This is a genomic window from Chitinophagales bacterium (assembly GCA_017303415.1).
Lineage (GTDB): Bacteria > Bacteroidota > Bacteroidia > Chitinophagales > Chitinophagaceae > SpSt-398.
In genome coordinates this window covers 1,039,736-1,064,063 of record JAFLBJ010000001.1, presented here as the reverse complement: position 1 = coordinate 1,064,063, position 24,328 = coordinate 1,039,736, and the positions used below count along the sequence as shown (strand labels likewise).

Genomic DNA, 24,328 nt, shown 5'->3' with positions numbered 1-24,328 from the left:
TATCGCTAAGAATTATTGCTTGTTTATTTCTTCTTATTCCCAAGAAAAGACAAGAAGAGATTAAGATCCTCGGGTGTACCAAGCCCATGCATATCTTCAAATTCGACATCAAAGATCCCGATCTTCTTATCCTCCCGGATCATCCAGTTATAAACCGGACAGGTATAAAATTCATTATTGACCCGGTCATTGTGCACGATCATATCCAGCGCCGCGTTCACAAAATCAGAGCCTTTGGCAAAATAATAGATCCCCACTGTGGCCTTATCAGAGATAACCACTTTCTCCTTTACTTCTGTTACATACCCCTGTTCATCCGCTTTGGCAAATGACCATTTGGGGTTTCGCTCATGGTCGGTAAAGGTGAGTATCGAGCCTTCGAGCTTTCTCGCCTGGGCATCGGCCAGCATATCGGCCAGAGAGAACTCCACCCACTGATCCGAATTCGCAATCAGGAGCGGCGTATCATTATTAATAAACTGACGGGCAAACAGCACAGTACAGGCCGTGCCTTCTGTCAGTTGGTTCACCGAAATAAAACGAAGGGGGAATTCCTGCTCCAGCGAAGCCACCAATTCTTTCTCGGCTTCAAGATGCTCCTGACGGGCGATCAGGGTAAAACTTGCACCAGGCACCAGCAGGTTCTCAATCACCCATTTGATCATGGGTTTGCCGGCTACATCAATAAAGGGTTTGGGCTTTTCAAAACCGGCTTTGCGAAACCGCGAGCCTTCGCCGGCCATGGGAATGATGATATTCACAGTTAGAGATTTATTTATCGTGAGGCGGGAGACGTGAGACGTGAGGCGTGAAACGTGAGGCGTGAGAATTAACTCACGATTCACGACTCACGTCTCACGTTTCACGCCTCACGCCTCACGTTATTGATTATTCAAATACTTGTCACCAGCTACACAAGGCAACTTCACCACTGTCGTCACTACCTCTTCACTCAGTACACGGAAATCGGTTGCCTCACCGGGATCGATACGGATGATATCTCCTCCTGCATACCGAACCCCGTTCATCTCCACTTCCCCGCTCACGATCACGGTATACTCTGTAGCGATCTTATGATAATGACTTTTTTCGTAGTCGCCTTTCTTGTATTTTTTGACAGCCACTTCCACTTCACCAGTGGCTAACAGCGTGGGTTCAAAGTTTCCAATGAACCACCCACCTTTCATGTCCGCTAATTTAAAAACCTCCATACAGGCTATTTTGACAGGCTATGTTCAAATTCCTTGATCTTCTGTGGGGAATAGAAAGAATGATAGTGATCATTGGCAATGGAATAAGCCCCCACCTTTTGATTATTTAAAATAAGTTCATTGATGGTAGAGGATACGAAGAAGATACCATTGGTATTCGTGTTCTTTTTGATCACCTCAAATCCGCCTTTGACGAAATCTCCCGCTTTTTTAAAATAATAAATACCCGCTATGGCTTTCTTACTGATCGGGCGTTTCTCGGCAGTCTCAACCACCAATTCCCCTTCCATCCGGGCATATGACCATTTGGGGTGAACAGATTCAAAGGTCACTAATCCGCCATCCAAATCATTCTTTTGAAAATATTTTATCGCGGCATCCAGGTCCTTTTCAATGATCTGGTCTCCATTGGCAATAAGCAAAGGTTGTTCGGGATCGAGGAAATCGATCGCCATCAGGCAACTGCATACAGCCCCCTTGGTCTCTTCTTTCAGCCGGATCACCGAAGCCTGACCATCGGTGAGAATATTCACTGTTTGATCAAGATGAAAACGTGTACAATCCTCTTCGCGTAAAATAAAGACGAATTTCTTTTCCTTGTTACCGATCTCCGACAGGTTTTCATAAACCCATTGGATCATTGGTTTCCCATCGATCTCCACCAGGGGTTTGGGAAACTGGTATTCCGCATGGTCTGAGAAAAAAGCATTTCCACCGGCAATAGGAATGAGTATCTGTAGCATGGGTTAATTATTAAGTTCGTTGATGCGATGGGTCACCGATTGGTAATGAACATCATTCACCCCGGTTACCTTTAACAGGTGCGCGCCCGAAGCGACCGCTGCCCGAATACCATTCTCGTTGTCTTCCACCACCAGGCATTCGTCCGGTTTAAGTCCCAACCGCGTGATCGCCGTTGTGTACATCTCCGGATCGGGTTTCCCTTTCTTTACATCCTGGTTGGATAAATAGAAATCAAAATAGTCTATGATACCCGCCTTGGTCAACATATGGGTGATGGTATCCTTGATGGAGTTGGAGCAAACCACGAGTTTATATCCTTCACTTTTGAGCCGGGATAAAGCATATTGGTGATGAAATACCGGGCGGCATTTCATGATCACCTCTTCAATGGTGTACTGTTGTTTCAGGTCATTGATAAATCCGTGCAATCCTTCGGGAAACCCTTTTTCCATGGTCAGCATCTTGAGTTTCTCGCGCGTAGGCAAACCGTCGTAGGTGACCAGATGGTCAAACCGGCTGATGGCCATACCAAAAAGACCCAGGGCCTTGTTGAGGGCTTCATAGTGCCAGTCGCGTGCGTCGATCAGGACGCCATCCATGTCAAAAATGACGGCCTTTATTTTTTTACTCATGCTTGAAAAAATTTTGAGCCTCTTCGGGCAGATCGGTGCAGAGCATCAGGTCTTCCCATCCAAATTTATTGATTAAATGACGATAATGCTCCCATTCTGCCTGATAAGGCCGTTTGTGTAACTCCGGCGACACGATACATATTTTTTTCCCTTTACGGATATGCTTCCCTATCACCTGCTCATCGATCCAATGTCCATTGAACTCATCAAGCCAGACACCTGCGGCCGCTTCGTAGAGATAGGGGTCTTTCTCATACTCGCTCTCGCGGGTATAAAAATGAAGCCCCTGTTTCCAGTACCCAATGGCATCGGGCAGGGACATATCAAAGAAAAAATAAGATTCGATTCCCCGTCCCTGCAACTCCTTTGCCATGACCGCCTGCAGCCCATCGGCTTTTACATTGAGCGCAAGCATCATAGGGAGTTGATAGGATTGGTATTGATCAAGAAAGGCCGGGACCGTTTGCTCCTGACCTGTAGGCATATCATGGGCGATGAATAATTCGCGCCCGGAGTCACGGATATCCGTTTCTACCCCAAATCCAAGGGAAAAGGAGCGATCAAAGGCCGCCACGGAATTCTTTTCCGCAGGTTCTTTCCAATAGCCTCTATGTGCCAGAATGATCATGGATTAAATTTTTCAGCCGACCAGCCTGGACGAAAAAGGCTTTTAGAGCCTTTCATCTCGGTGAGGTATTTACGGCCGATGCCGGCAATATTCTCCACCGAAAATTCCAGGTCACATTCATTGTTGATGATCCGCTTCTGATTATGGATACCAATATCAAACTGCACCCGATAGCTACCCGATGCGAGTGTATTGGCCGGTATCACAAACCGTTTTTTGAAAGGGCCCGGTGTCTGTGTCCTGATCTCTGGATCGGGATCAGCATCATCAAATAAAGTATAAGCTAACTGATAATCGAATTGTGACCAAAGGGTAAATCCCAAAATCAAACCGTACACCGGTTTTAGTAATTCCCCTTCGATCTCGACGATAATATCTTTATGGGTAAAGAACCCAAACTCTTCTTCATTGGTAAAGGCCCGGGCGCTGTGAACCTTTACGTGCTCATCCCCGGCTTCACCTCTCCATTCGTTCTGGCTGCTATGGGCGCCTTCTTTGGTATAGGTGGACAATACCTCTTCAATTCCCCCCTGCAATTGTAATTGTCCGTTCTTCAGGTAGATCCCTTTGGAACATAGACTCGACAAGGCCATGAGGTTATGACTGACAAAAAGAACGGTGCGTCCTTCATTGGAGCTAACGTCCTTCATTTTCCCAAGACATTTTTTCTGAAACTCGGCATCACCCACAGCCAGTACTTCATCCACCACTAATATTTCAGGCTCCAGGTGGGCGGCCACCGAAAACGCAAGCCGTACATACATCCCGGAACTATATCGCTTCACCGGTGTATCGAGGAATTTTTCTACACCGGAAAAATCAACGATCTCGTCAAATTTGCGTTTGATCTCGGCCCGGCTCATACCCATGATGGCTCCATTGAGATAGATATTCTCCCGGCCTGTCAGCTCCGGGTGAAACCCTGTGCCTACCTCGAGCAAACTGGCTACCCTTCCTTTGATAGAGATCTTTCCGGTACTGGGCTCGGTGATACGGCTCAACACTTTCAACAGGGTACTTTTCCCTGCACCATTGCGGCCAATGATGCCCACTCGTTCACCCTGGCCTATCTCAAAATTCAATCCCTGCAAGGCCCAGAACTCTTCCACCTCATCCCCATCCACCATTTGTTTGCCAGAGATCAAACCTCCGGTCTTACTAAAGAACCCTTTTACGCCATCCACCACCTGTTCGCGAAAGGTCTTGTAACTACCCTTTCCCTGGTGGCCAATGATGTATTTTTTACCGAGGTTCTCTACTTTGATTACTGTGTCGGACATAGTTTCTCAATAAATAAGTGGATCAGTTAGATAAGGTCGGCAAAACTCTTTTCCATTCGACGGAAGGTACGAATCCCTAAGGCGACCAGGAATATCGTTACCCCGATGGAGATCAACACCCCGTTCCAGTCGGGGGTCATCTTGTCTCCAAATAAACACCAGCGAAATCCATCGATCACCCCAACCATGGGGTTCAGATGATATAATAACCGGTATTTCTCCGGTACCAGGTTGGTCATATAAGGAACCGGGGAAGCATAAAAACCAAGTTGTACGATGAATGGCACGACATGTTTGAAATCGCGGTATTTCACATTCAGGGCCGTGAGCCAAAGTCCGGCTCCAAAACTGGCCATGAAAGCAACAAGTATAAAAAAGGGAAGAAAGACGATCTGCCAGGCGGGTACTGTGCGATAAAATGCCATCAGCAACAACATCAGCACAAAGGAGATCAGAAAATCCACCAGACTGGTAATGACCGATGCCGCCGGAATGATCATCCGGGGGAAATATACTTTCGAGATCAATCGTTCATTTCCAATCAGGCTATTACTGGCTTCGGTAAGACCGGAAGCAAAGAATTGCCAGGGCAACAAACCGGCGAATACCACCAGGGAATAATTGATACCAAACGGGGCTTCAAATTTTCCGATCACGCTAAACACGATCGTAAAAATGGCTACGGTCAGCAAAGGGCGGATCACACTCCAGGCAACCCCCATCACGGTTTGCTTGTAGCGCACTTTCAGGTCGCGCCAGCTAAGGATATAGAATAATTCCCGGTATCTCCAGAGATCTTTCCAATAGTTTTTCTCAGAGCGGCCGGGTTCTATGTGTATTTCGAAGGACATATGTTGTATGTGTTTGTGAGGAGTGAGGCGTCTCACACATCTCCTCTTCACGATAAAAACTTTTCCTTATAAACCGCTGCAATCCCTTCTCTCAATTCGATCGAGGCTTTCCATCCCAGGGAATGAAGTCTCGAAACATCCATCAGTTTTCGCGGAGTGCCATCGGGCTTACTGGTATCCCATTTTATTTCACCTGAATAACCAGTGATCTCCTTTATCATTTCCGCCAGTTCTTTAATGCTCAGGTCGACCCCTGTTCCGATATTCACAAAACCCTCTTCATTATAATTTTTCATCAGGTACACACAGGCTGCAGCCATATCATCCGCATGAAGGAACTCCCGTTTGGGTGACCCGGTACCCCATAACTCGACAAAAGGCTTTGCTTCCACTTTTGCTTCGTGAAATTTCCGGAGCATGGCAGGAAGTACATGTGAGTTCTTAAGGTCGTAATTATCATTCAACCCATAGAGATTCGTTGGCATGACCGAGATAAAATTGCATCCGTACTGAGCACGGTAGGCCTCGCACATCTTGATCCCGGCTATCTTGGCAATGGCATAGGGCTCATTGGTAGGTTCCAGTAATCCGGTAAGGAGGTATTCTTCCTTTAGAGGTTGGGGCGCCAGTTTGGGATAGATACAGGAGGAACCCAAAAACATCAGTTTCTTTACTCCGTTCCTGTACGCCTCATGAATCACATTCGACTGGATCATGAGGTTATCATATAAAAATTCAGCCCGGTAGGTATTATTGGCTACAATACCGCCCACTTTGGCGGCAGCCAGAAAAACATACTCGGGTTTTTCTTTCGCAAAAAAATCAGCTACGGCCTCCTGATTACGCAGATCCAGTTCAGCAGAGGTACGCGTTACAAAATGAGTAAATCCTTCCTGCTGCAATCTCCGGTGAATGGCCGAACCGACCATACCGCGGTGACCGGCTATAAATATTTTGGATTGATTGTTCATTGGTTGGAGCATTAGTGAATCGTGAGGGGTGAATAGTGAATAGTGAATAGTGAGGCGTGAAACGTGAGACGTGAGTATGAATTGTATGATTTTTGAAACTCACAATTCACCATTCACTATTCACTATTCACCTTCCACCATTCACCCCTCTCGCTTCATTCAAATTGCGGCAGCACATGAAACCCCGAATCCATCAACAATTTATGTTTGCGGAAAAATTCGAGATCGCTGGCCACCATTTCTTTTACCATATCCTGCAGACTGTATTTGGGTGTCCATCCCAATTGGGTGCGTGCCTTTGTGGCATCACCGATCAGGAGGTCCACTTCGGTTGGACGGTAATAGGCTGGGTCGATCGCGATGATCTCCTGTCCGGGTTTGAAAGCAAATTCGGGATGAGAGATGGATTTCACGATCCCTACTTCTTTTTCTCCGGCTCCTTTGAATTCCAGTTCAACGCCTAATTCAGCAAAGGTCATCCGGATAAAATCGCGGACCTTGGTCGTTATCCCCGTTGCGATCACAAAATCTTCCGGCTTATCCTGTTGCAGCATACGCCACATGGCTTCCACATAGTCTTTGGCATGGCCCCAGTCGCGACTGGCATCCAGATTACCCACATACAATTTTGAGGTCATCCCCAAAGCCAGTTGAGCCGCGCTACGTGTGATCTTGCGGGTAACAAAGGTCTCTCCACGCAAAGGGCTTTCATGATTGAACAGTATACCATTACAGGCGTACATACCATATGCTTCGCGGTAATTCACCGTGATCCAATAACCATAGATCTTAGCTACTCCATATGGGGAACGTGGATAAAAAGGCGTTTTCTCGGTTTGTGGTACTTCCTGCACCTTTCCGTAGAGTTCAGAAGTGGAGGCCTGGTAGATCCTTGTCTTATGGGTAAGGTTCAACAAACGAACAGCCTCTAATATCCGCAGGGTACCGATACCATCGGTATTTGCCGTGTATTCGGGGGTATCAAAACTCACTTTTACATGGCTCATGGCCCCAAGATTATAGATCTCGTCGGGCTGGACTTCCTGAATGATTCGGATCAGGTTGGTGCTATCGGTGAGGTCACCGTAATGAAGAATAAAATTTCGGTTAGAAACATGTGGATCCTGATACAGGTGATCGATCCGGTCGGTATTAAAAAGCGACGCTCTTCTCTTGATGCCATGGACAATATATCCCTTCTTCAAGAGAAGCTCGGATAGATAGGCTCCATCCTGACCGGTCACCCCGGTGATCAATGCGATTTTTGCCATATTAATTATTGTTCAATAAGTGTTTCCAAACGGGCCTTTCTAACTTCGATCACCTTCACCAGGCCTTCTTCGAGGCTGATAAAAGGACGATTGAGCAGGCATTGCATTTTTTCAATATCGGGTTGCCTGCGGGTCATGTCGCCTTCGGGTAATGGATCGAGGTGAATGATCTTTGATTTTGAGTTGGTCAGTTTGATGATGACCTCTGCCAGATCCAACACCGAAATTTCCAGGTCATTCCCAATATTCACCACATCATTGATGAATTTATTCTCGAGCAAACAGTTGGTCGTAGCTTCCAGGTTGTCTTCCACATAACAGAAAGTCCTCGTTTGTTGACCATCGCCATAAATAGTGATCGGCTTGCCCAACAAGGCCGCATCGATAAAACGGGATACTACAAAATCATGGCTTTGTTTGGGACCATAGGTATTAAAGAATCGGAAGAGTGTATATTCCAATCCATACTCCTGGTAATAAGAACGGCAGAAAGCCTCTCCGGCATTTTTAACCACGGCATAAGGCAGGCGGGAATTAAGTGGCGTGGTATGCTCATGCTGGGGCAAATGCACGGGCTCCCCATAAACCTCTGAGCTTGATGCATAGAATACCCTTTTTACGCCTGTGTTCTTGGAAAGGGTGAGAATATTGCGGATCCCCATCAGGTCGTCCAGTACCATCACCGGGTTCTCCAATGTCCTCTTAACGCCCACAACAGCGGCATAATGAAACACATAATCAAACCCGAATCCATGAAAAACGGAGGAGATATCATTAAAGTCATTGGCATTGGCCTTAATGAACTTGCATCGATCCGATTGGGGAAGGTTGTGCTGTCTTCCGGTCAGGTAGTTGTCCACGATCACAACATAAGCATCGGTCTTTCTAATCAGGTAATCTGCGAGGGAACTCCCAATAAAACCTGCTCCGCCTGTAACGAGGATCTTCATCTGTTTTAGTTTGTGGTTAAATATATTGGATCAATAGCGATCCGCGATCTGTAAAAGGTAATTGCCATAACCGCTTTTACGCAGAGGCTCAGCAATACCCAACAATTGGTCCTTGTTTATGAATTTTTTTCGGTACGCCACTTCTTCAATACATCCGATCTTGGTACCCTGTCTCTTTTCAATCACCCGTACAAACTCCGTCGCATCACTCAGGGAATCAAATGTGCCGGTATCCAACCAGGCTGTACCCCGGTCCATGATGGCCACTTTCAGTTTTCCCTGTTCCAGATAGGTCCTGTTCACATCCGTGATCTCATATTCACCCCGGGCCGAAGGCTTCAGGTTGCGTGCGATCTCCACCACTGAGTTATCATAGAAATAAAGTCCGGGTACCGCATAATTGCTTTTGGGATGTGTTGGTTTCTCTTCAATTGACCGCGCCACCATGTCCGCATCAAATTCCACCACCCCATAGCGTTCCGGATCCGAAACCTCATACGCAAACACACATCCGCCTTCCAGTTCATGCATATGGCTTAACAGGGAATCCAACCCTGAGCCATAAAAAATATTATCCCCCAATATCAATGAAACTTTGTCTGACCCTATGAATTTTTCACCAATGACAAAGGCCTGGGCAAGTCCGTTGGGTTTTTCCTGTATGGCAAACTCAAACCGGCACCCCAATTGGTGCCCATCCCCCAATAAGCGTACAAATTGGGGATTATCCTCCGGTGTGGTAATGATCAGTATCTCCCGTATCCCCGCCATCATCAATACGGATAAAGGGTAATAGATCATGGGCTTGTCATAAATAGGCATCAACTGCTTTGAGATCGCTTTCGTGATCGGGTAAAGCCGCGTGCCGGAGCCGCCTGCGAGGATGATTCCTTTCATAACCTGATTTTTATCAAAAACTAAAAGCGAATAATAATTGGCTTTTAGCTGTTATACTGCTTGTCGTAATAATCCTGGTATTCCCCACTCGTCACATGCTTCAACCATTCTCCATTTGCCAGATACCAATCTATTGTTTCGGATAGACCCTGTTCAAAAGTGACACTTGGTTTCCATCCCAATTCTTTATTGATCTTGGTGGCATCAATGGCATAGCGACGGTCATGGCCGGGACGATCTTTCACATAAGCTATCAAACCTTCGCTGGTACCTGTGGCCTGGTTTAATTTTTCATCCATCAGTTTGCAGAGCAATTTCACCAAGTCAATATTCTTCCATTCATTGAATCCGCCAATATTAAAGGTCTCTCCGTTGGGGCCATGGTGAAAAACCGTGTCAATGGCTATCGCATGGTCTTTTACAAACAACCAGTCACGCGTGTATTTGCCATCGCCATAAACCGGCAATGGTTTTTTCTCCAAAATATTATTTATAAAAAGCGGAATGAGTTTTTCCGGGAAATGATTAGGCCCGTAATTATTGGAACAGTTGGAGATCACCACGGGCAAGTGATAGGTTTCTCCATAGGCCCTCACAAAATGATCGGAAGAAGCTTTAGAGGCGGAGTAGGGCGAATTGGGATCATACGGCGTGGTTTCGGTAAAGAAACCTGTATCACCCAGTGATCCATACACTTCATCCGTGGAAACATGGTAAAAACGTTTGCCTTCAAAAGAGGTCCAGTGTTTTTTGGCCGCATTGAGCAGGTTCACTGTCCCGAGTACATTGGTGTACACAAAATCAAGAGGGGAAACAATGGAACGGTCCACATGCGACTCAGCCGCCAGATGGATCACTCCGTCAATCTGGTATTGAGAAAAAACACGGTCAATTTCAGCGGTGTCAAGAATATTCGCTTTTTCAAACACATAATTCTTCGCGCCTTGAATATCCTTCAGGTTCTCCAGGTTGCCGGCATAGGTGAGCGCGTCAAAATTTACGATCCGGTAGTTCGGGTATTTGTTTACAAATAACCGAACCACATGACTTCCGATAAACCCGGCTCCGCCGGTGATCATTAAATTTCGTTGATAACTCATGGCGTAAAAATTTGCATGTTCGAGCCATACCAACCAAAGGCCTTTTCCAAGCCTTCCCGAATGGAAGTGGTTGGCGCATATCCTAATAAAGTACGGGCCTTTGAAATATCCGCATGGCTATGCAACACATCGCCTCTTCGGTCAGGGCCATGATCGGCCTGAATATTCTTGCCGGTGATCTTCTGCAACAGTTGCACGAGTTCATTTAAACTGGTTCTGTCTCCACGGGCAATATTATAGACCTGGTTCACCGCAGCCGGGGAATCGGTGAACAAGGCCAGCAGGTTGGCCTGTACCACATCTTCTACAAAAGTAAAATCACGGCTATGCTCACCGCTTCCGTTGATCTTTGGTGATTTGTCCTCTAAAAAAGAATGAATGAATAAAGGAATGACCGCTGCATAAGGGCCAAAAGGATTTTGTTTAGGCCCATATACATTGAAATACCTCAATCCGATCAATTCCATATCATACAATCCGGCAAATACATTGGCATAAAGTTCGTTCACCAGTTTGGTGACCCCATAAGGAGAAAGGGGCCTGCCGATCTGGTCCTCCACTTTAGGAAGACCTGGATGGTCGCCATAGGTTGAGGAAGATGCTGCATACACCACCCGTTTCACATTATTCTCCCGCGCAGCATTAAAAATATTGAGTGTCCCATTGATATTGACTGCATTGGTAGTAATGGGGTCGGCAATAGAACGTGGTACAGAACCCAGCGCTGCCTGGTGAGAAACCAGGTCAATTCCTTTCATGGCTTCCAGGCAAACATTATAATCCCTGATATCGGCCTGGATGAAGGTGAATCGCGGATTCCCCTTTAAATGGGCAATATTCTCCTCGCTGCCGGTAACCAGGTTATCCAACACCACTACCTGGCTCACGCGTTCCTCATTGACCAGTCGCTCCGCTAAATTGGATCCGATGAACCCTGCCCCACCAGTTAATAAAATCTTCAAAGTGTGTTTATTGATGCGATCAAAAGATAAAAATCATTTACGGTTGAATAACCGGGCAAACCATTTGAATTCCAGAAATTTCTTTATTACAGAACGATTGTCTTTTTCCAGGTCATAATAACCGCCGCTGTATCCATACCCATATCCATACCGGCCATACCCATAGTATCCATAACCGGGTCTGAGTTTCACATCATTGATCACAATAGAGATACGTGGTAAACGGCTTCCTTTATAAAACTCATCGATCAGTCCGATCTGTTTTTTATAGGTATAGCCCTGCCGTACGATATACAAGGTGGCATCAGCAAACTTGCCCAGCGTCATCGCGTCACTCACCATACCTACCGGCGCGGTATCAATGATAACTACATCAAAATTCTCTTTCAGCCAGGCGAAGAGTTTGGCCACCCGTTCATCCAGCAATAATTCCGAAGGGTTGGGTGGTACAGGTCCGCAACTCACTACATACAGGTTCTCACAACCCGGTACAGCTAAAGGCAGTTCTTCGAGCGTGGCCTTACCCACGAGGTAGTTACTGATACCGATCTTCTGATGGAGCTTTAACCCCGAAAGGATCTTGGGTTTACGAATATCAAACTCGAGGATCACCGTTTTTCGACCGGCTAACCCCATAACCCCGGCCAGGTTGGTGGTAACAAAGGATTTACCCTCTCCACTAAAGGAGGAGGTGACCAATATGACCGGTTTCTCCACCTTATTCAATATGTATTGCAAATTCGATCGCACAATGCGGAATTGTTCCGCCACCATTGACCGGTTTGTCTTACTCACTACCAGTACCGAACTACTATAGGAGTGACCAACCTCTCCCATCACAGCCGCATCGGTGATCTTCTCAATATCGTATCGGGTATAGATCTTATCGTTTATCAATTCCAGGAAGAAGATGAACATGGCTGGTAAGCCAAGCCCAATGATAAACGAAAGCAATTGGATCCCTCTTCTGTTGGGTTTTATCGGAGTGCCTGAACCAACCGCATCTTCCAATATCTTGGAGTTGGCAAGGTTGGAGGCCTGTTGCATCGAGGTCTTCTCCTTTTCTTCCAACAAGAACTTGTACAGGTTCTCCTTGATCTCCAGGTCACGAACGATCTCCTGCTGTTTCTGTTCCTTTTCCGGAAGTTGTTTTACCTGTGATTCGGAAGCACCGCTCCGGCGCAGGTTATCATCAATGATCCGTTGATAGGAACGTTTCACATTTTTCAGGTTCTCCAGCAAACCCAGTCGGGCCTGCTCAATGGCACTGGTCTTTTGTTTGACCATCGGGTTTCCTTCCGGTACGCTCGCATCGAGGTACTTTTTCCGTTCGAACTGGAGCGCATTGTATTGTTCCACCAATCCATTCAAAGTAGCATCCTGCAGGTTAAGGGCACTGGGGATGGCGTCAAAAGCATTCTGTCGATCGACCAGGTAGATCTCGATCATCTTGGCAATCTCCAATTGAATGCTGTTCTCATAGGCCGCCCTTTCCGCCTCCGTCATTGTAGCAAAATAGTTCTCTGACTGAAGCTCGATATTGGTAATGCCGTTCTCTTTACGGTAATTCCGGAGACGGACCTTGATCGAGTCAATATCCCTTTGCAAAAAGTCAAGCCGGTCATTGACAAAGGAGAGCACACCACGTGTTGCCCTGTTCTTTTCTTCCAGGTTGAATACCTGGTATTCCCGCATCAATTGATTGATGATATCAACGCCCAGTTGTTGGTTGGAGATATCGATCGATATATTATAGATGTTTGATCCTACGATCTTGGGTGAAACACGGATCATCGGGGCATACCAGGTAGCCACGATCGGTGAAGGGTTCCAGGAAACACTAAACTCCTTTCCTTTGGCTGATCCAAATTCTTGTCCTGCCGGTTTCATCGAAAACCGTCCGTAGGCATTCTGAAACTGCTGGCCAAAGGAATAAAGGGTGGATTCGTTATTGATCTGAAAATGCTGGTCATCCACAAACTTGATGCCCATGGAAAAAGAGCGGAGTGAATCCGTGATACTTAGGATTTCCATCCGGAAGGGACAGCTCTTATAGATGTTCAGGGTCTTGATCTTTCCTACCGCATTATAGGTAGTTTGAAGTCCTAAGGAAGTCACCACCCGTTCCATCAGGGGTTTTGATTTCAGTACTTCGATCTCCGCCAATACATCCTGGGTCTTGTTGCTGTTGAATATCTCATCGAGTTTATCTCCTCTTCCCTTCTCTTCAATAAAGGTGATCGTACCGGAAGCCCTGTAAATAGGGGTGGTATAACGCAGGTATAAAAAGGCACCTAAGAGGGCCACCGCGATGGAGATAAGGAAAGCGGGTAAGAACCGGATATATTTAAAAAAGATATCCCGTATGGAAAGACCACCCAGATCCTTATTGACTACCTGATTTTCTTCCATTCCAATTATTGGTTATTGATGATGTGTAAAGGTTGTGCCCTATTTTCTAAAGATATTATACAGAATGGCCAGGGAAGTAACGATACTCAATCCCAGACTGATACGTTGGGCAGTTACCTGCTCCTTGACCTGGTTCTTGTTCTTGTCGGCATTGACAATGACCACATCATTCTGGCTCAGAAAATAATAGGGTGAAGCAATGATGTCTTTGGAAGTGAGGTCGAGTATGGCTTGCTCCAGTTTGCCATCCTTTTCGCGGAGTACCATAACCTCTTTCTTTTTTCCATACAAGGTCAGGTCGCCGGCCAGGCCGATAGCTTCCAGTACGGTCACCCTTTCGTTGGGAATGGAAAAGCGTCCTGGCGCCGCTACCTCACCCAATACGGTTATGGAATAGCTCAGAAACCGTACAGAAACACTGGGTAGTGTCAGTTCTCCGGTATCCTCTAATTTTTTCTTGATGACCGCGGCCAATTCTTCCTTGGTCAGTCCTTCCGCTACCACGGGTCCAACCCGGGGAAGATTGATCTTACCTTCCGCATCCACCAGGTATCCCCGATCGGCACTGGAAACCGGAAGATTGTAAAGAACATCGATCTCCGGGAGTGTACTGGCACTAAAGACCAGCACAGAAAGCAGGTCATTCTTTTGAATGATCGGGTTCTTTATCGCGAGGGCGAGTGAGTCCTTTTTAGTGGAATCGGCGTAATGCTGCAGGTAAGTCGATGTTTCCTGGGGTTTGCACGAGAAAAATACCAACGAAACGATGCCCAGGATCAGACAGGCTAGTGGCCGCATGTGATTTGGATTTGGGTTAGTGGTCACCTTTCAATGGATATGTCCATTATTGGCGAACCGAAGTTAGTTTTTTACGGTCAATAAAAGCGATCAAAATAAAGCCCAGACTATCGATCGCAACCTGGACCGTACGTTTTCGAATTTGTAAAATTTCCCCTTCATGATCCATCAAAGGCCCGGAAATGATGCGAACCCGCTGGTGAGGAGAAAAAGAAGCCGCCTCCGCGACACTCACATTATCATATTCATCCAGAAACTTCCGAATGGTTTGGATCTCCTTCTCCCGAACCAACGCCGGCTTCCCCTGCCAATACACAAAATTGATCACCCCCTCCACCATCCGCACCGAAGTCCGTTCCTTGTCCGTGATCTTGACAAAAATATACGACTTGAACAGGGGCTCTTCCACGATCTTGACCCGGTCGCTCCAACGACGCGTCACCTTGTTCAATGGGCAATAACTCTCGTACCCCCGCTCGGTCAATAGCTGGTTCACCTTTTTTTCCCACCGGGAGCGGGTGTAGAGTGCATACCATCTGGCCGGTTTTCGGGACGGCTTCGCCACTTCAGTCACAGAAAAATATTGTAACTAAATGAAAATCAATTAGATAACGAATAAATTATTCGTTTCCTTAATTCGGATGCAAATATAATCCCTTGTCTGTGACTGACAAATGAATAAAATGCACACATACTGAATAAGTTGAAACATCGAATGGCCTAAAATCAGACCCTGGTTTGGCCATCCTTATTTACCCATCCGGTCTGGCGGGCGGGATTACCCACAACCAGGGCATAAGGGAGTACATTTCTGGTCACCACCGCCCCTGCTCCGATCATGGCGTATTCGCCTATCTCTACCCCGCAAAGAATGGTGGCATTAGCGCCAATGGTTGCGCCCTTTCGAATGATGGTAGGTTGGAATTCTGACTTGCGCTCTATAAAACTCCGGGGATTGATCACATTGGTAAACACCACGGATGGACCGAGGAAAACATCGTCCTCGACCACTACCCCGTTATAAATGGAGACATTATTCTGCACTTTTACCCGGTCACCGATCCGGGCATTATTGTCAATAAAGACATTTTGCCCCAGAATGCAATCTTCCCCTAATACAGTCTGTGGCATCAGGTGGCAAAAATGCCAGATACGGGTTCCTTTCCCGATCTGGGCACCTTCATCAACAACAGCGGTGGGATGGACAAAATAGTCGGACATGAAGCAAAGGTTCAACTATTTTCCCAATTTGTCATAGCGAGGTTTCCCGCTGTGAACGCGCCGGAAAATCATCCATCCGCCGCAAAGGTCAAATTCGTGTAATCGGTGTAATCAGCGTAAATCCTTATTTCCAAATGTTCCCCTTCATTCGCGCAATCATAGTATTCCAATAAAATCCTAACTTCCCTAAAACCAAACTGCTTTGAACCAGCGCTTCTACTCCCTTGACGTATTCCGGGGGGCCACTGTTTGCCTGATGATACTGGTAAACAACCCTGGTAGTTGGACCCATAATTTCCCTCCGCTGAAACACGCGGCATGGCACGGGTTGACCCCCACCGATCTGGTATTCCCCTTTTTCCTGTTTGCCGTAGGCAATGCCTTTTCGTTTGTCATGCCCCGTTTGCAGGCAGGGGGTGACGCGGCTTTTTGGAAAAAAGTGGTGAAACGGTCCCTGCTCATCTTTGCCATTGGACTGTTTCTTACCTGGTGGCCCTTTTTCAAATACAGCGCCGATGGGTTGGTATTCAAACCCTGGTCCTATATCGATAGCAAAGGGAATGAACAGGGTGTCCGCATCCTTGGGGTATTGGCCCGTATTGCCCTCTGTTATTTCTTCGCCGCCGTAATGATCTATTATTTAAAACCCCGGCTCGCCTTTTTTGCGGGGTTGGTCCTGCTCCTGCTTTATTGGGTACTCTGCGCCACATTGGGCGATCCCGCCGATCCTTACAGCATGATGGGTTGGTTTGGCAACCAGGTAGACCGGGCCGTGCTGGGTGTGGCCCATATGTACAAAGGGGAAGGTGTGCCCTTTGATCCCGAAGGCATCATGAGTACCATCCCCGCGATCGTGAATGTGATATTTGGGTATCTCGTGGGAGATTATATTCAGAAAAAAGGAAAAAACTACGAAATGCTCACCGGGCTTTTTGTAGCCGGCATAGCCATGATCCTGTGTGGATTTATGTGGGATACTGTATTCCCGATCAATAAAAAGATCTGGACAAGCTCCTATACGATCTATACCTGCGGACTGGCCACTATGACCATTGCCACCATGATCTACCTTATTGAATTCAGAAATGTAAAAGGCTTTTTATCCCGGTTCTTTGATGTGTTTGGAAAAAATGCCCTCTTTGTTTTTGCGCTGAGTGCCTTTTTACCAAAAACCTTTGCATTGATCCGGATGGGTGATGGCGTCAACCCCTGGAACTGGTTGTATGAACGCGTACTGGTCCATATCCCCGGCGATCCACGCGTGGGTTCCTTGTTGTACGCACTTGCCGTGATTACGTTGATGTGGTTGATCTGTTATTGGCTGGACAGGAAGAAGATTTATATAAAGGTCTAATAACACGAATTTCATGAAATACACGGATTACATGCAATCCGTGTATTTCATGAAATTCATATTGCTAAAATAACTTCATCTGCTCCCCGGGCCGTTTAAACAACCCACGCTCCAGGCTCCATTCTTCCGCGTTCATTCCATACAACTTCCCATACTTCTTATATTGCTGGTGCACCAGTTCGGCAACATTCCCTTCACCGCGCATGCGTCTTCCATACTGGCTGTCGTTTACTTTTCCACCATGACTTTGCTCAATCAGGTGCCAGACCTTATCCGCACGATCGGGGAAGTTTTTATACAACCAATCATGAAACAATAATTTGATGGCGCCATTCAGGCGGATAAAGGTATAGGCGGTAAAGCTGGCGCCATTGTCACGCGCGGCCTTCATGATCCGCTGCATCTCATGTTCATTCAGCCCGGGTATCATCGGGCCCATCATGATCCCCATCCGCACACCTGCCTTGCTGAGTTCATGTATCACTTTTAATTTTTGTTTGGCCGTCGTGGTACGTGGTTCCATTTGTCGCCGCAGGTCTTCATCAAAGGAAGTGATCGATACCATGGCCGAAACAATATTCTTCCTGCCCATTTCCTGCAGCAGGTCCTTGTCCTTTAGTATCCAGGAATTCTTGGTCAAAATCCCAACCGGTTGGTTGAATTCATTGCATACTTCGAGTAAACCTCGTGTCAACCGGAATTTTTGTTCAGCCGGTTGATAACAATCCGTGTTCCCACTCAACATGATCGGTGTGGCATCCCAGGCCGGTTTCATCAGGAATTTACGCAGGAGTTGGGGCGCATTTTTTTTCACGATGATCTTTTGCTCAAAATCAACACCGGCACTATAACCCCAGTATTCATGCACATTGCGGGCATAACAATAGATACAACCATGTTCGCAGCCGGCATAGGGATTCATACTATAGGACATTCCTACATCCGGACTCTCTATTTTGTTTACGATGGATTTGCTCTCCTGTAATAAATACTGGGTGGAGCCGGTGAGGTCTTCCCAGTCATCCACGCCTTCGATGTGCTCGCGGGTGAGTTCATTTTTTTGAAACCGGTTAGGGGTATTGAATTGTGCACCTCTACCGTGGTGATAGGGAGTAGGGTTGGGATCTTTTTGCATTTTGGAAGTACGGGTAATGAAGTTTTTTTCACCGCAGAGAACAAGAGAACGCGGAGTTACGCAGAGAAATCATTGATTATATCGTAAGCTGGTTGCAAATCTCAGATCATAAGCAGAAATTAATAATCAATAATTCATAATTTCTCTGCGTAACTCTGCTTCCTCCTGTTCTCTGCGGTGAATCAATGCTATAAAAAAAGCTCTCCCTGCTTTGTCAACACGGGCAGGTTCATAAAATCCAGCCGCTTCACAATCTGGTACCGCATTTCCCCAACGGGTCTTTTTAGCAATAACAACCCATCGGCGATAAAGCGACCGGTGAAGGTTTTGTGACTATACTCCAGCCAACCCTTTTCATACTGCCAGGGTTTCAGGCGCCGGGCGATGGAGAAAAAAGGATCCAGCATGAAATGAGGCTTGTGGTCATCATTCAATTTCATCAGACGCTGGGCATCGCGACGGATACCTTTTACCAATTGCTGGATGGGTAATTTGGAAATGACATTGATATAGATAGTATGTGAAGGAAAGCTTCCAAAATCACGCAATTCCACCTTGATTGGCGGATGCCCCATGGCAATGGTTTGCAATCGGCTTACGAGCCGGTCTTCCATCATGTCGTATTGCACAAAATTAGCCAGGGCCAGGTGGGGTTTGATCCCCACTCCTGATTCCACCTGAAATTTTTCGGCAAATTCCTGTTTTACTTTCACGATCCGGTGACGCAGTTCCTCCGGTGGTGTAAGTACCAATAAATACTCATAGACCCGGTACCCGGGAATCGTCGTTGAGCTGATCGTTTTCAATTCCATAACCCATGCTTTTTAAATGATCAATAATTAGCAGTCCAACATATTTAGCATAAATTTACTAAATTTATTAGTTTTTCCAAATTTTTTTGTTACTTTGGTTTCTCGCTTCGACTGCAGGTTAGGTTGCAGGCTCGGCGAGAAACCAAAAATCGCTACTATGGATGGGGAGAATTTTGTAGGCGCCTCCTATCGGGGCACCAAGGACTTTACACAAGCAAAGGTCCGAACCGCCAACGCCACTGGTTTTGGCGCCGCGGCCGACGATTATGCCGAAAGGGGCATTGACCTCAATGAAGAATTGGTGCGGAATAAGCCCGCCACTTTCTTCTTTCGTATGAAAGGGGATGCCATGCAGGAAGCGGGTATCCACGATGGGGATACCCTGATCGTTGATCGCTCGATCAAGGTCACCAATGGTAAGATCATTGTGGCCATTTTAAATGGGGATTTACTGGTGCGCCGGATTCACCAGAATTTCTCCGCAGCTTTCCTGGTGGCGGATAACCCGCGGTATAAGGCGATCAATTTGTCGGAGTTCAGCGACTTCGCCGTATGGGGAGTAGTTACCTATGCGATTCACCCTTTGTGAGCTTTGTGGCTGCTTTGTGTCCTTCGTGTCCTCCTACGCAGGTCTTGCATAGGAGGACACGAAGGACACAAAGGAGGCACGAAGGGCACGGAGATATTCATTGAATTATGTATGCTATCGTTGATTGCAATTCGTTCTACTGCTCCTGCGAGCGGTTGTTTCGCCCGGATCTGCGAACCAAACCCGTTGTCGTACTCAGCAACAACGATGGCTGTATAATATCCCGCTCCGATGAAGCCAAGCAAGTCGGTGTGGAAATGGCCGTACCCTATTTTCAAGCGCGACCCCTGATCGAAAGAAACGGGGTCGCTACTTTTTCCTCCAATTACAATTTGTATGGTGACCTCAGTATGCGCGTCATGGATACCTTGCGTCACTGTGTTGGAGAAGAACGGGTGGAAGTCTATTCCGTTGATGAGGCTTTTGTACAACTCGATCATATCCCCCTCAATGACCTGGCACGATTGACCATGGATTTACGGCATACCGTAGAAACATGGACGGGTATTTCCGTTTCTATTGGTGTAGCTCCCACCAAGGTGCTGGCAAAAGTGGCCAACCGGCTGGCAAAAAAGCATAAGGCCAAATCCAAATGCGTGATCGTTCTTGATACCGAGGAAAAAATCCAGCGTGCACTCCGGGTCACACCCGTGAGTGACCTTTGGGGCGTGGGTCGCCAATACGCGAAAAAACTGACGGAGATCTGGGGTATCTACGACGCCCTTCAGCTTCAACACATGAAAGAAGACTGGGCGCGAAAAAATATGGGCGGCGTGGTTGGCGCCAGAATGATCCGCGAACTGAAAGGCCTCCCGTCGATCGACCTCAAAGAAGAGTTGGTGGAAAAGAAAATGATCGCCACCACCCGCATGTTCGGGCATCCGGTGACCAAACTTGAAGATATCAAAGAAGCCGTTGCTACCTATACTTCCCGCGCTGCCGAAAAGTTGCGCCGCCAGTTCAGCGCCGCCACGCAGATAGAGGTATTCATCGTTTATCGTCCCACGCACGACTCACCACTCACGTCTCACGACTCACGACAGACGTCCCAAGTCTCCCGCCTCACGATCCTCCCCCTTGCCACTTCCCTTACCCATGAGCTGATCAAACCTGCCCTTGAACTGGTGGAGTCCTTATATGAAAAAGGGCGTGTTTATAAAAAAGCCGGGGTAATACTCAGTGGGGTGGTACCCGATGAGTCGATACAGGGAAATTTATTTGTCGAGGAAAAAGAAAATTCCGGCCGCATGTTGATGGACATGATCGACAATGTCAATTTCAGTCAGCGTGATGATGTACTCAAATTTGCCTCCAGCGGTTTGGACCGTGATTGGAAGATGAGACAGGAACTGCGTAGCCGACGGTTTACCACAAGGTGGAATGAGTTACCTGATGTAAGATAAAGCCATTAGCTAATAAGTAATTGCTAAATACTAATGGCTATTAGATATCTGTTCACAATGAAACACTAAAGGGCACCTCCTTCGGAGGCAAACACTGCTCCTCATCACAGGCCATATATTCCAATTTGCCACTCAGATTGGTCTTGGCCTTGGTTTTTAATTTAACCACCTGTACAAAATCTACTTTGTCCTTATAGTAAAATACATCCACGCCAAACACCTCTTCATGTTTTTTGTGCATGGTGCCAACTTCCTTAACTTTTCCGGAGAGGATCAGCAAGGGGTTATTATTAAAAGAAAAACTTGTTGCCAGCGGCCCTCCATCCGGGGTGGTTTGGGAATAGATGGTCCAGGGCGATTGTACGGTAGCGGTCAGATGTACCTCAAAGGTCTTATCATCGATCTTTTTTGAACTAAAGGTCCATTTTACAGGGTCCTGGGCCTGGGTGGATAGTCCCATTAAAAGAAGACTGCATACAATTAGTGAAAGCTTCATAAAGTATTGTGTTGGTGATAAAAGATTAGATGCCTAAAGTAGCCGGAGGGTGGGCTAAGTAAAACACAAATTGGACGAATGGGGTTATTTCGTACACGAAACTTTATTATCATCCCCAAACTAAAAGTATAAAACTCACTACCCCCAGAAACACACTCAGCCTGGAATCAGAAATGATAATCATTAATAATCAGAAAACGATCGCTAATATTTATCGCTGCCACTTTGGGTAAACCTACCTTATATAATTTTCCTCTCTAAATACCAACATATTTAATACTTTATTCTTTTCAACCAGATCAAGCCCATACTCCCTCAGTTGCTTTCTCATTGATGCTATAGTCTGATCTCTTATATTGAGACCAATCCTGATCTTGCCTTTATACTTAGTCTCATCAATTATTTCATGATCGTCCGGGAGAGCAGAATTAAGGTATGACGCAAGCTCGTCAATACTGCGACCTCTGAGTATAAGGCTATCACTATCCCTTCTAAAAACATTATCCTCAATGGTTGATTTGATCTTACCCGTGGTACTGATTCTCACAAGGGCATAGTATTTTGTGTTTCTTTTTTCAACAGTGCTTTTAACTTTAAAAAATCTGTCAAAATCATAAGTTAAAAACCGATAGACTTGATCATTGCTATAGGCCGAAGGAAGAATAGCCTCATAGGCAAATAAATTGTTTCGTTCAAATTCCTCATAAGCCCAGTTATCCATACTGTCTGAATCTTCCCAATCTTTAAGCAATGGCTTACCAGAAGGCTCATAAATAATTCTCTTTTTGCCCCAATCGAAGCTTATTTCTGGTATTGCTTTATTATATACACTTCTATAGAAACCCAGCATTGTTTGATTTACATCATAATACCTGATAATGCTATCCTTTCGATAAATACCTCCCGGTGAAATACTTGTTAGTGAATCTATATAGCCGGAAAAAGCTGAGCCATATATCAATGATGTTCCAGCATTCCTATTTATCAGGAATGGAATTGATTGTGATAAGACAATTGATTTGGGTTTTCTAACAGAAAAGGACGGCACTTTACCTGACAATATACTTTCAATGTTTTCTGCAGTGAGTGCTTTATGATCTGTCAATCCAATCAGGGTGCCTTCCGGGTCGATCCAAACTTCATGTGGCAGTCCCCAAAAAGGAAATAATTGCATCAGCAATGAATCGGTTGGCTTTTGTACAACGGATGGCAATTTCAGTTCCCGCTTTGTTCCTTTACTCTTTTCCAGGAAATCCCTGATGGACAGTTGTCTGTCAACATCAAAACCAACAGGAAGGATTACAACTTTATCAGCAAATTGCAGCTGCAGCTTGTCAATCTTGGGAAACTCGGCAATACATACAGCACACAGTGTGCTCCAAAAATCAAGGATCAGCAATTTCCCCTTGTAGTCAGATAGCCTTTTAATAATTGCAGGATCAGATGCCAACTCACCTAATGGAATATCTGGGACTTTTTCACCAATTGCTATTGGTTTAAGAGTAGAAAATGATACAGGTGTTTTCGTGAAAAGATTCTCAATAGTAGTGAACAAGGTATCTCCGTTCAGAGAGGAACCAAAATTTTTAATTGCAGAACCGGAACAATGATAAGAGATCAATTTCCCTTTTCGATCAACTAGCACAAAGCCAGGAATAGCAGGAATATCAAATATATCATTGCATATCCCTTCCACATCTCTTGCGTTGGTCCACGGAGTTGCATCTTCTTTCAATGCCCGTTGCCAGTTAGTTTCCTTATCGCTTATAGCAATGCTTAATATATTAAACCCTCTTTCATTAAAGGCTTGATATACTTTTTTCATACCCGGCACAGCCTCCCGGCAGGGTCTGCACCAGCTTGCCCAAAAATCAATCAATGTATATTCTGATTGGCTGATCAGTTCATGACAGTTTGCTTTTTTACCATCAGGCAGTGTCACGGAAAAATCCGGAATGATAGTTCCCTCTTTGATCAGTTCTCTTTTTCTCGACAATACTAAATCAGTCTTCAGTAATTCTCCAAAATAGCTGTCTTTTGCAAACGATGTGAGTTGAGCATATAGATGCTCCCGTTCATCTAAGCTGAACAAATTGCCTGTTCTCCGGATGAGATCAGATATGTATAGCGAGTTGCTATGTTCATCTATAAATTTCCGGATAATCTCTTTCTGATCTTTCAAACTTTTTGTCGCTTCCCACAATTTTGCCAATTCTACCCAGTCATAATAAGGTTCAGATCCTTTAAGATCAACTTTGGGCCAATCTGAAAATTTACCCATTAGTGTAAGCCTGTCATTTACGAGCAGAAGCTCAGAACTTCTCCTATCTGAAATGGCAGTATCAATCCTGATAAAATAATACTCTGTGCCATGAGGAACACTTCCCCGAAAATCGAATTTTCCATTCCGGCTTGTGGCTGTTGCAACTGTATCCCCTGTTGAATACTGGATCAAATGCAATGCTACCCCATCCTTTATCCCTTCAATTTTCCCTTTTACATAAAATTCATTTTCTCCAGGTGATTGAACCGCAAAAGATAACAACACTGGTAAAATTGTCAGCAACAAAACTGATCTCAACATTTTCATACGAATGACTCTTTAACATCC

Annotated in this window: 24 protein-coding genes; 3 read left to right on the top strand and 21 right to left on the bottom strand. The window is 45.9% G+C overall.

Features of this window, described 5'->3' with window-relative positions; genetic code table 11:
- Positions 1-23 precede the first annotated feature (23 nt).
- The 17 genes from J0M30_04705 to J0M30_04625 form a co-directional block, all read right to left on the bottom strand.
- Entirely contained in the window at positions 24-761 is a 738-nt protein-coding gene (locus tag J0M30_04705; GenBank protein MBN8666782.1) for a glycosyltransferase family 2 protein, read from the bottom strand.
- A gap of 120 nt (positions 762-881) precedes the next feature.
- Positions 882-1,211: a hypothetical protein gene (locus J0M30_04700; protein ID MBN8666781.1), complete on the bottom strand. Its 330-nt coding sequence runs from the start codon at positions 1,209-1,211 to the stop codon at positions 882-884.
- Between the two features lie 5 nt (positions 1,212-1,216).
- Entirely contained in the window at positions 1,217-1,954 is a 738-nt protein-coding gene (locus tag J0M30_04695; GenBank protein ID MBN8666780.1) for a glycosyltransferase family 2 protein, read from the bottom strand.
- Positions 1,955-1,957: 3 nt separating this feature from the next.
- Positions 1,958-2,587, bottom strand: a complete 630-nt coding sequence (locus tag J0M30_04690) for an HAD family phosphatase (GenBank protein MBN8666779.1) — start codon at positions 2,585-2,587, stop codon at positions 1,958-1,960.
- Positions 2,580-3,215, bottom strand: a complete 636-nt coding sequence (locus tag J0M30_04685; GenBank protein ID MBN8666778.1) for a hypothetical protein — start codon at positions 3,213-3,215, stop codon at positions 2,580-2,582. The genes J0M30_04690 and J0M30_04685 overlap by 8 nt, the downstream gene beginning before the upstream one ends.
- Positions 3,212-4,495, bottom strand: coding sequence for an ABC transporter ATP-binding protein (locus J0M30_04680; protein ID MBN8666777.1), 1,284 nt, complete (start codon positions 4,493-4,495; stop codon positions 3,212-3,214). The genes J0M30_04685 and J0M30_04680 overlap by 4 nt, the downstream gene beginning before the upstream one ends.
- A 26-nt stretch (positions 4,496-4,521) precedes the next feature.
- Positions 4,522-5,346 (bottom strand): ABC transporter permease, encoded by an 825-nt coding sequence (locus J0M30_04675; protein ID MBN8666776.1) that lies wholly within the window; start codon positions 5,344-5,346, stop codon positions 4,522-4,524.
- 47 nt (positions 5,347-5,393) lie between these two features.
- Positions 5,394-6,317 carry a GDP-L-fucose synthase gene (locus tag J0M30_04670; protein MBN8666775.1) on the bottom strand — a complete coding sequence of 308 codons (924 nt, stop codon included), beginning with the start codon at positions 6,315-6,317 and terminating at the stop codon, positions 5,394-5,396.
- 155 nt (positions 6,318-6,472) lie between these two features.
- Positions 6,473-7,588: a GDP-mannose 4,6-dehydratase gene (gmd, locus tag J0M30_04665; protein MBN8666774.1), complete on the bottom strand. Its 1,116-nt coding sequence runs from the start codon at positions 7,586-7,588 to the stop codon at positions 6,473-6,475.
- A 5-nt stretch (positions 7,589-7,593) separates the two neighbouring features.
- Complete coding sequence (locus J0M30_04660; GenBank protein ID MBN8666773.1) at positions 7,594-8,538, bottom strand: NAD-dependent epimerase/dehydratase family protein; 945 nt, start codon at positions 8,536-8,538, stop codon at positions 7,594-7,596.
- A gap of 30 nt (positions 8,539-8,568) precedes the next feature.
- The gene (rfbA, locus tag J0M30_04655; protein ID MBN8666772.1) at positions 8,569-9,435 is read right to left on the bottom strand and encodes a glucose-1-phosphate thymidylyltransferase RfbA; all 867 of its coding nucleotides are present in this window, start codon (positions 9,433-9,435) and stop codon (positions 8,569-8,571) included.
- A gap of 44 nt (positions 9,436-9,479) precedes the next feature.
- Positions 9,480-10,535 (bottom strand): dTDP-glucose 4,6-dehydratase, encoded by a 1,056-nt coding sequence (rfbB, locus tag J0M30_04650; protein ID MBN8666771.1) that lies wholly within the window; start codon positions 10,533-10,535, stop codon positions 9,480-9,482.
- Entirely contained in the window at positions 10,532-11,497 is a 966-nt protein-coding gene (locus J0M30_04645; protein MBN8666770.1) for an SDR family oxidoreductase, read from the bottom strand. The genes rfbB and J0M30_04645 overlap by 4 nt, the downstream gene beginning before the upstream one ends.
- Before the next feature lie 33 nt (positions 11,498-11,530).
- Entirely contained in the window at positions 11,531-13,909 is a 2,379-nt protein-coding gene (locus J0M30_04640; protein MBN8666769.1) for a polysaccharide biosynthesis tyrosine autokinase, read from the bottom strand.
- Between the two features lie 39 nt (positions 13,910-13,948).
- A complete protein-coding gene (locus J0M30_04635) occupies positions 13,949-14,707 on the bottom strand; it encodes a polysaccharide biosynthesis/export family protein (GenBank protein ID MBN8666768.1) in 759 nt (252 codons plus the stop codon).
- Positions 14,708-14,753: 46 nt separating this feature from the next.
- Positions 14,754-15,272, bottom strand: coding sequence for a UpxY family transcription antiterminator (locus J0M30_04630; protein ID MBN8666767.1), 519 nt, complete (start codon positions 15,270-15,272; stop codon positions 14,754-14,756).
- 161 nt (positions 15,273-15,433) lie between these two features.
- Positions 15,434-15,928, bottom strand: a complete 495-nt coding sequence (locus J0M30_04625; protein ID MBN8666766.1) for an N-acetyltransferase — start codon at positions 15,926-15,928, stop codon at positions 15,434-15,436.
- Between the two features lie 202 nt (positions 15,929-16,130).
- On the opposite strand from J0M30_04625, the gene J0M30_04620 reads away from it, so the two are divergent.
- Positions 16,131-17,282 carry a DUF5009 domain-containing protein gene (locus tag J0M30_04620; protein MBN8666765.1) on the top strand — a complete coding sequence of 384 codons (1,152 nt, stop codon included), beginning with the start codon at positions 16,131-16,133 and terminating at the stop codon, positions 17,280-17,282.
- A 64-nt stretch (positions 17,283-17,346) separates the two neighbouring features.
- Here J0M30_04620 and J0M30_04615 read toward each other — a convergent pair whose 3' ends face one another.
- Together J0M30_04615 and J0M30_04610 are read right to left on the bottom strand one after the other, a co-directional pair.
- Entirely contained in the window at positions 17,347-18,417 is a 1,071-nt protein-coding gene (locus J0M30_04615) for a PA0069 family radical SAM protein (protein MBN8666764.1), read from the bottom strand.
- A gap of 188 nt (positions 18,418-18,605) precedes the next feature.
- Positions 18,606-19,229, bottom strand: coding sequence for a 2'-5' RNA ligase family protein (locus tag J0M30_04610; GenBank protein ID MBN8666763.1), 624 nt, complete (start codon positions 19,227-19,229; stop codon positions 18,606-18,608).
- A gap of 157 nt (positions 19,230-19,386) precedes the next feature.
- Between J0M30_04610 and umuD the strand changes: the two genes are divergently transcribed.
- Both umuD and J0M30_04600 read left to right on the top strand, forming a co-directional pair.
- Positions 19,387-19,818 carry a translesion error-prone DNA polymerase V autoproteolytic subunit gene (umuD, locus tag J0M30_04605; protein MBN8666762.1) on the top strand — a complete coding sequence of 144 codons (432 nt, stop codon included), beginning with the start codon at positions 19,387-19,389 and terminating at the stop codon, positions 19,816-19,818.
- 107 nt (positions 19,819-19,925) lie between these two features.
- A complete protein-coding gene (locus J0M30_04600) occupies positions 19,926-21,221 on the top strand; it encodes a Y-family DNA polymerase (protein ID MBN8666761.1) in 1,296 nt (431 codons plus the stop codon).
- Positions 21,222-21,273: 52 nt separating this feature from the next.
- Here the strand turns inward: J0M30_04600 and J0M30_04595 are convergent, their stop codons facing one another.
- Entirely contained in the window at positions 21,274-21,681 is a 408-nt protein-coding gene (locus J0M30_04595) for a hypothetical protein (GenBank protein ID MBN8666760.1), read from the bottom strand.
- A 271-nt stretch (positions 21,682-21,952) separates the two neighbouring features.
- On the bottom strand, positions 21,953-24,307 hold the full coding sequence (locus tag J0M30_04590) for an AhpC/TSA family protein (protein MBN8666759.1): 2,355 nt from the start codon (positions 24,305-24,307) through the stop codon (positions 21,953-21,955).
- Between the last annotated feature and the right edge of the window lie 21 nt (positions 24,308-24,328).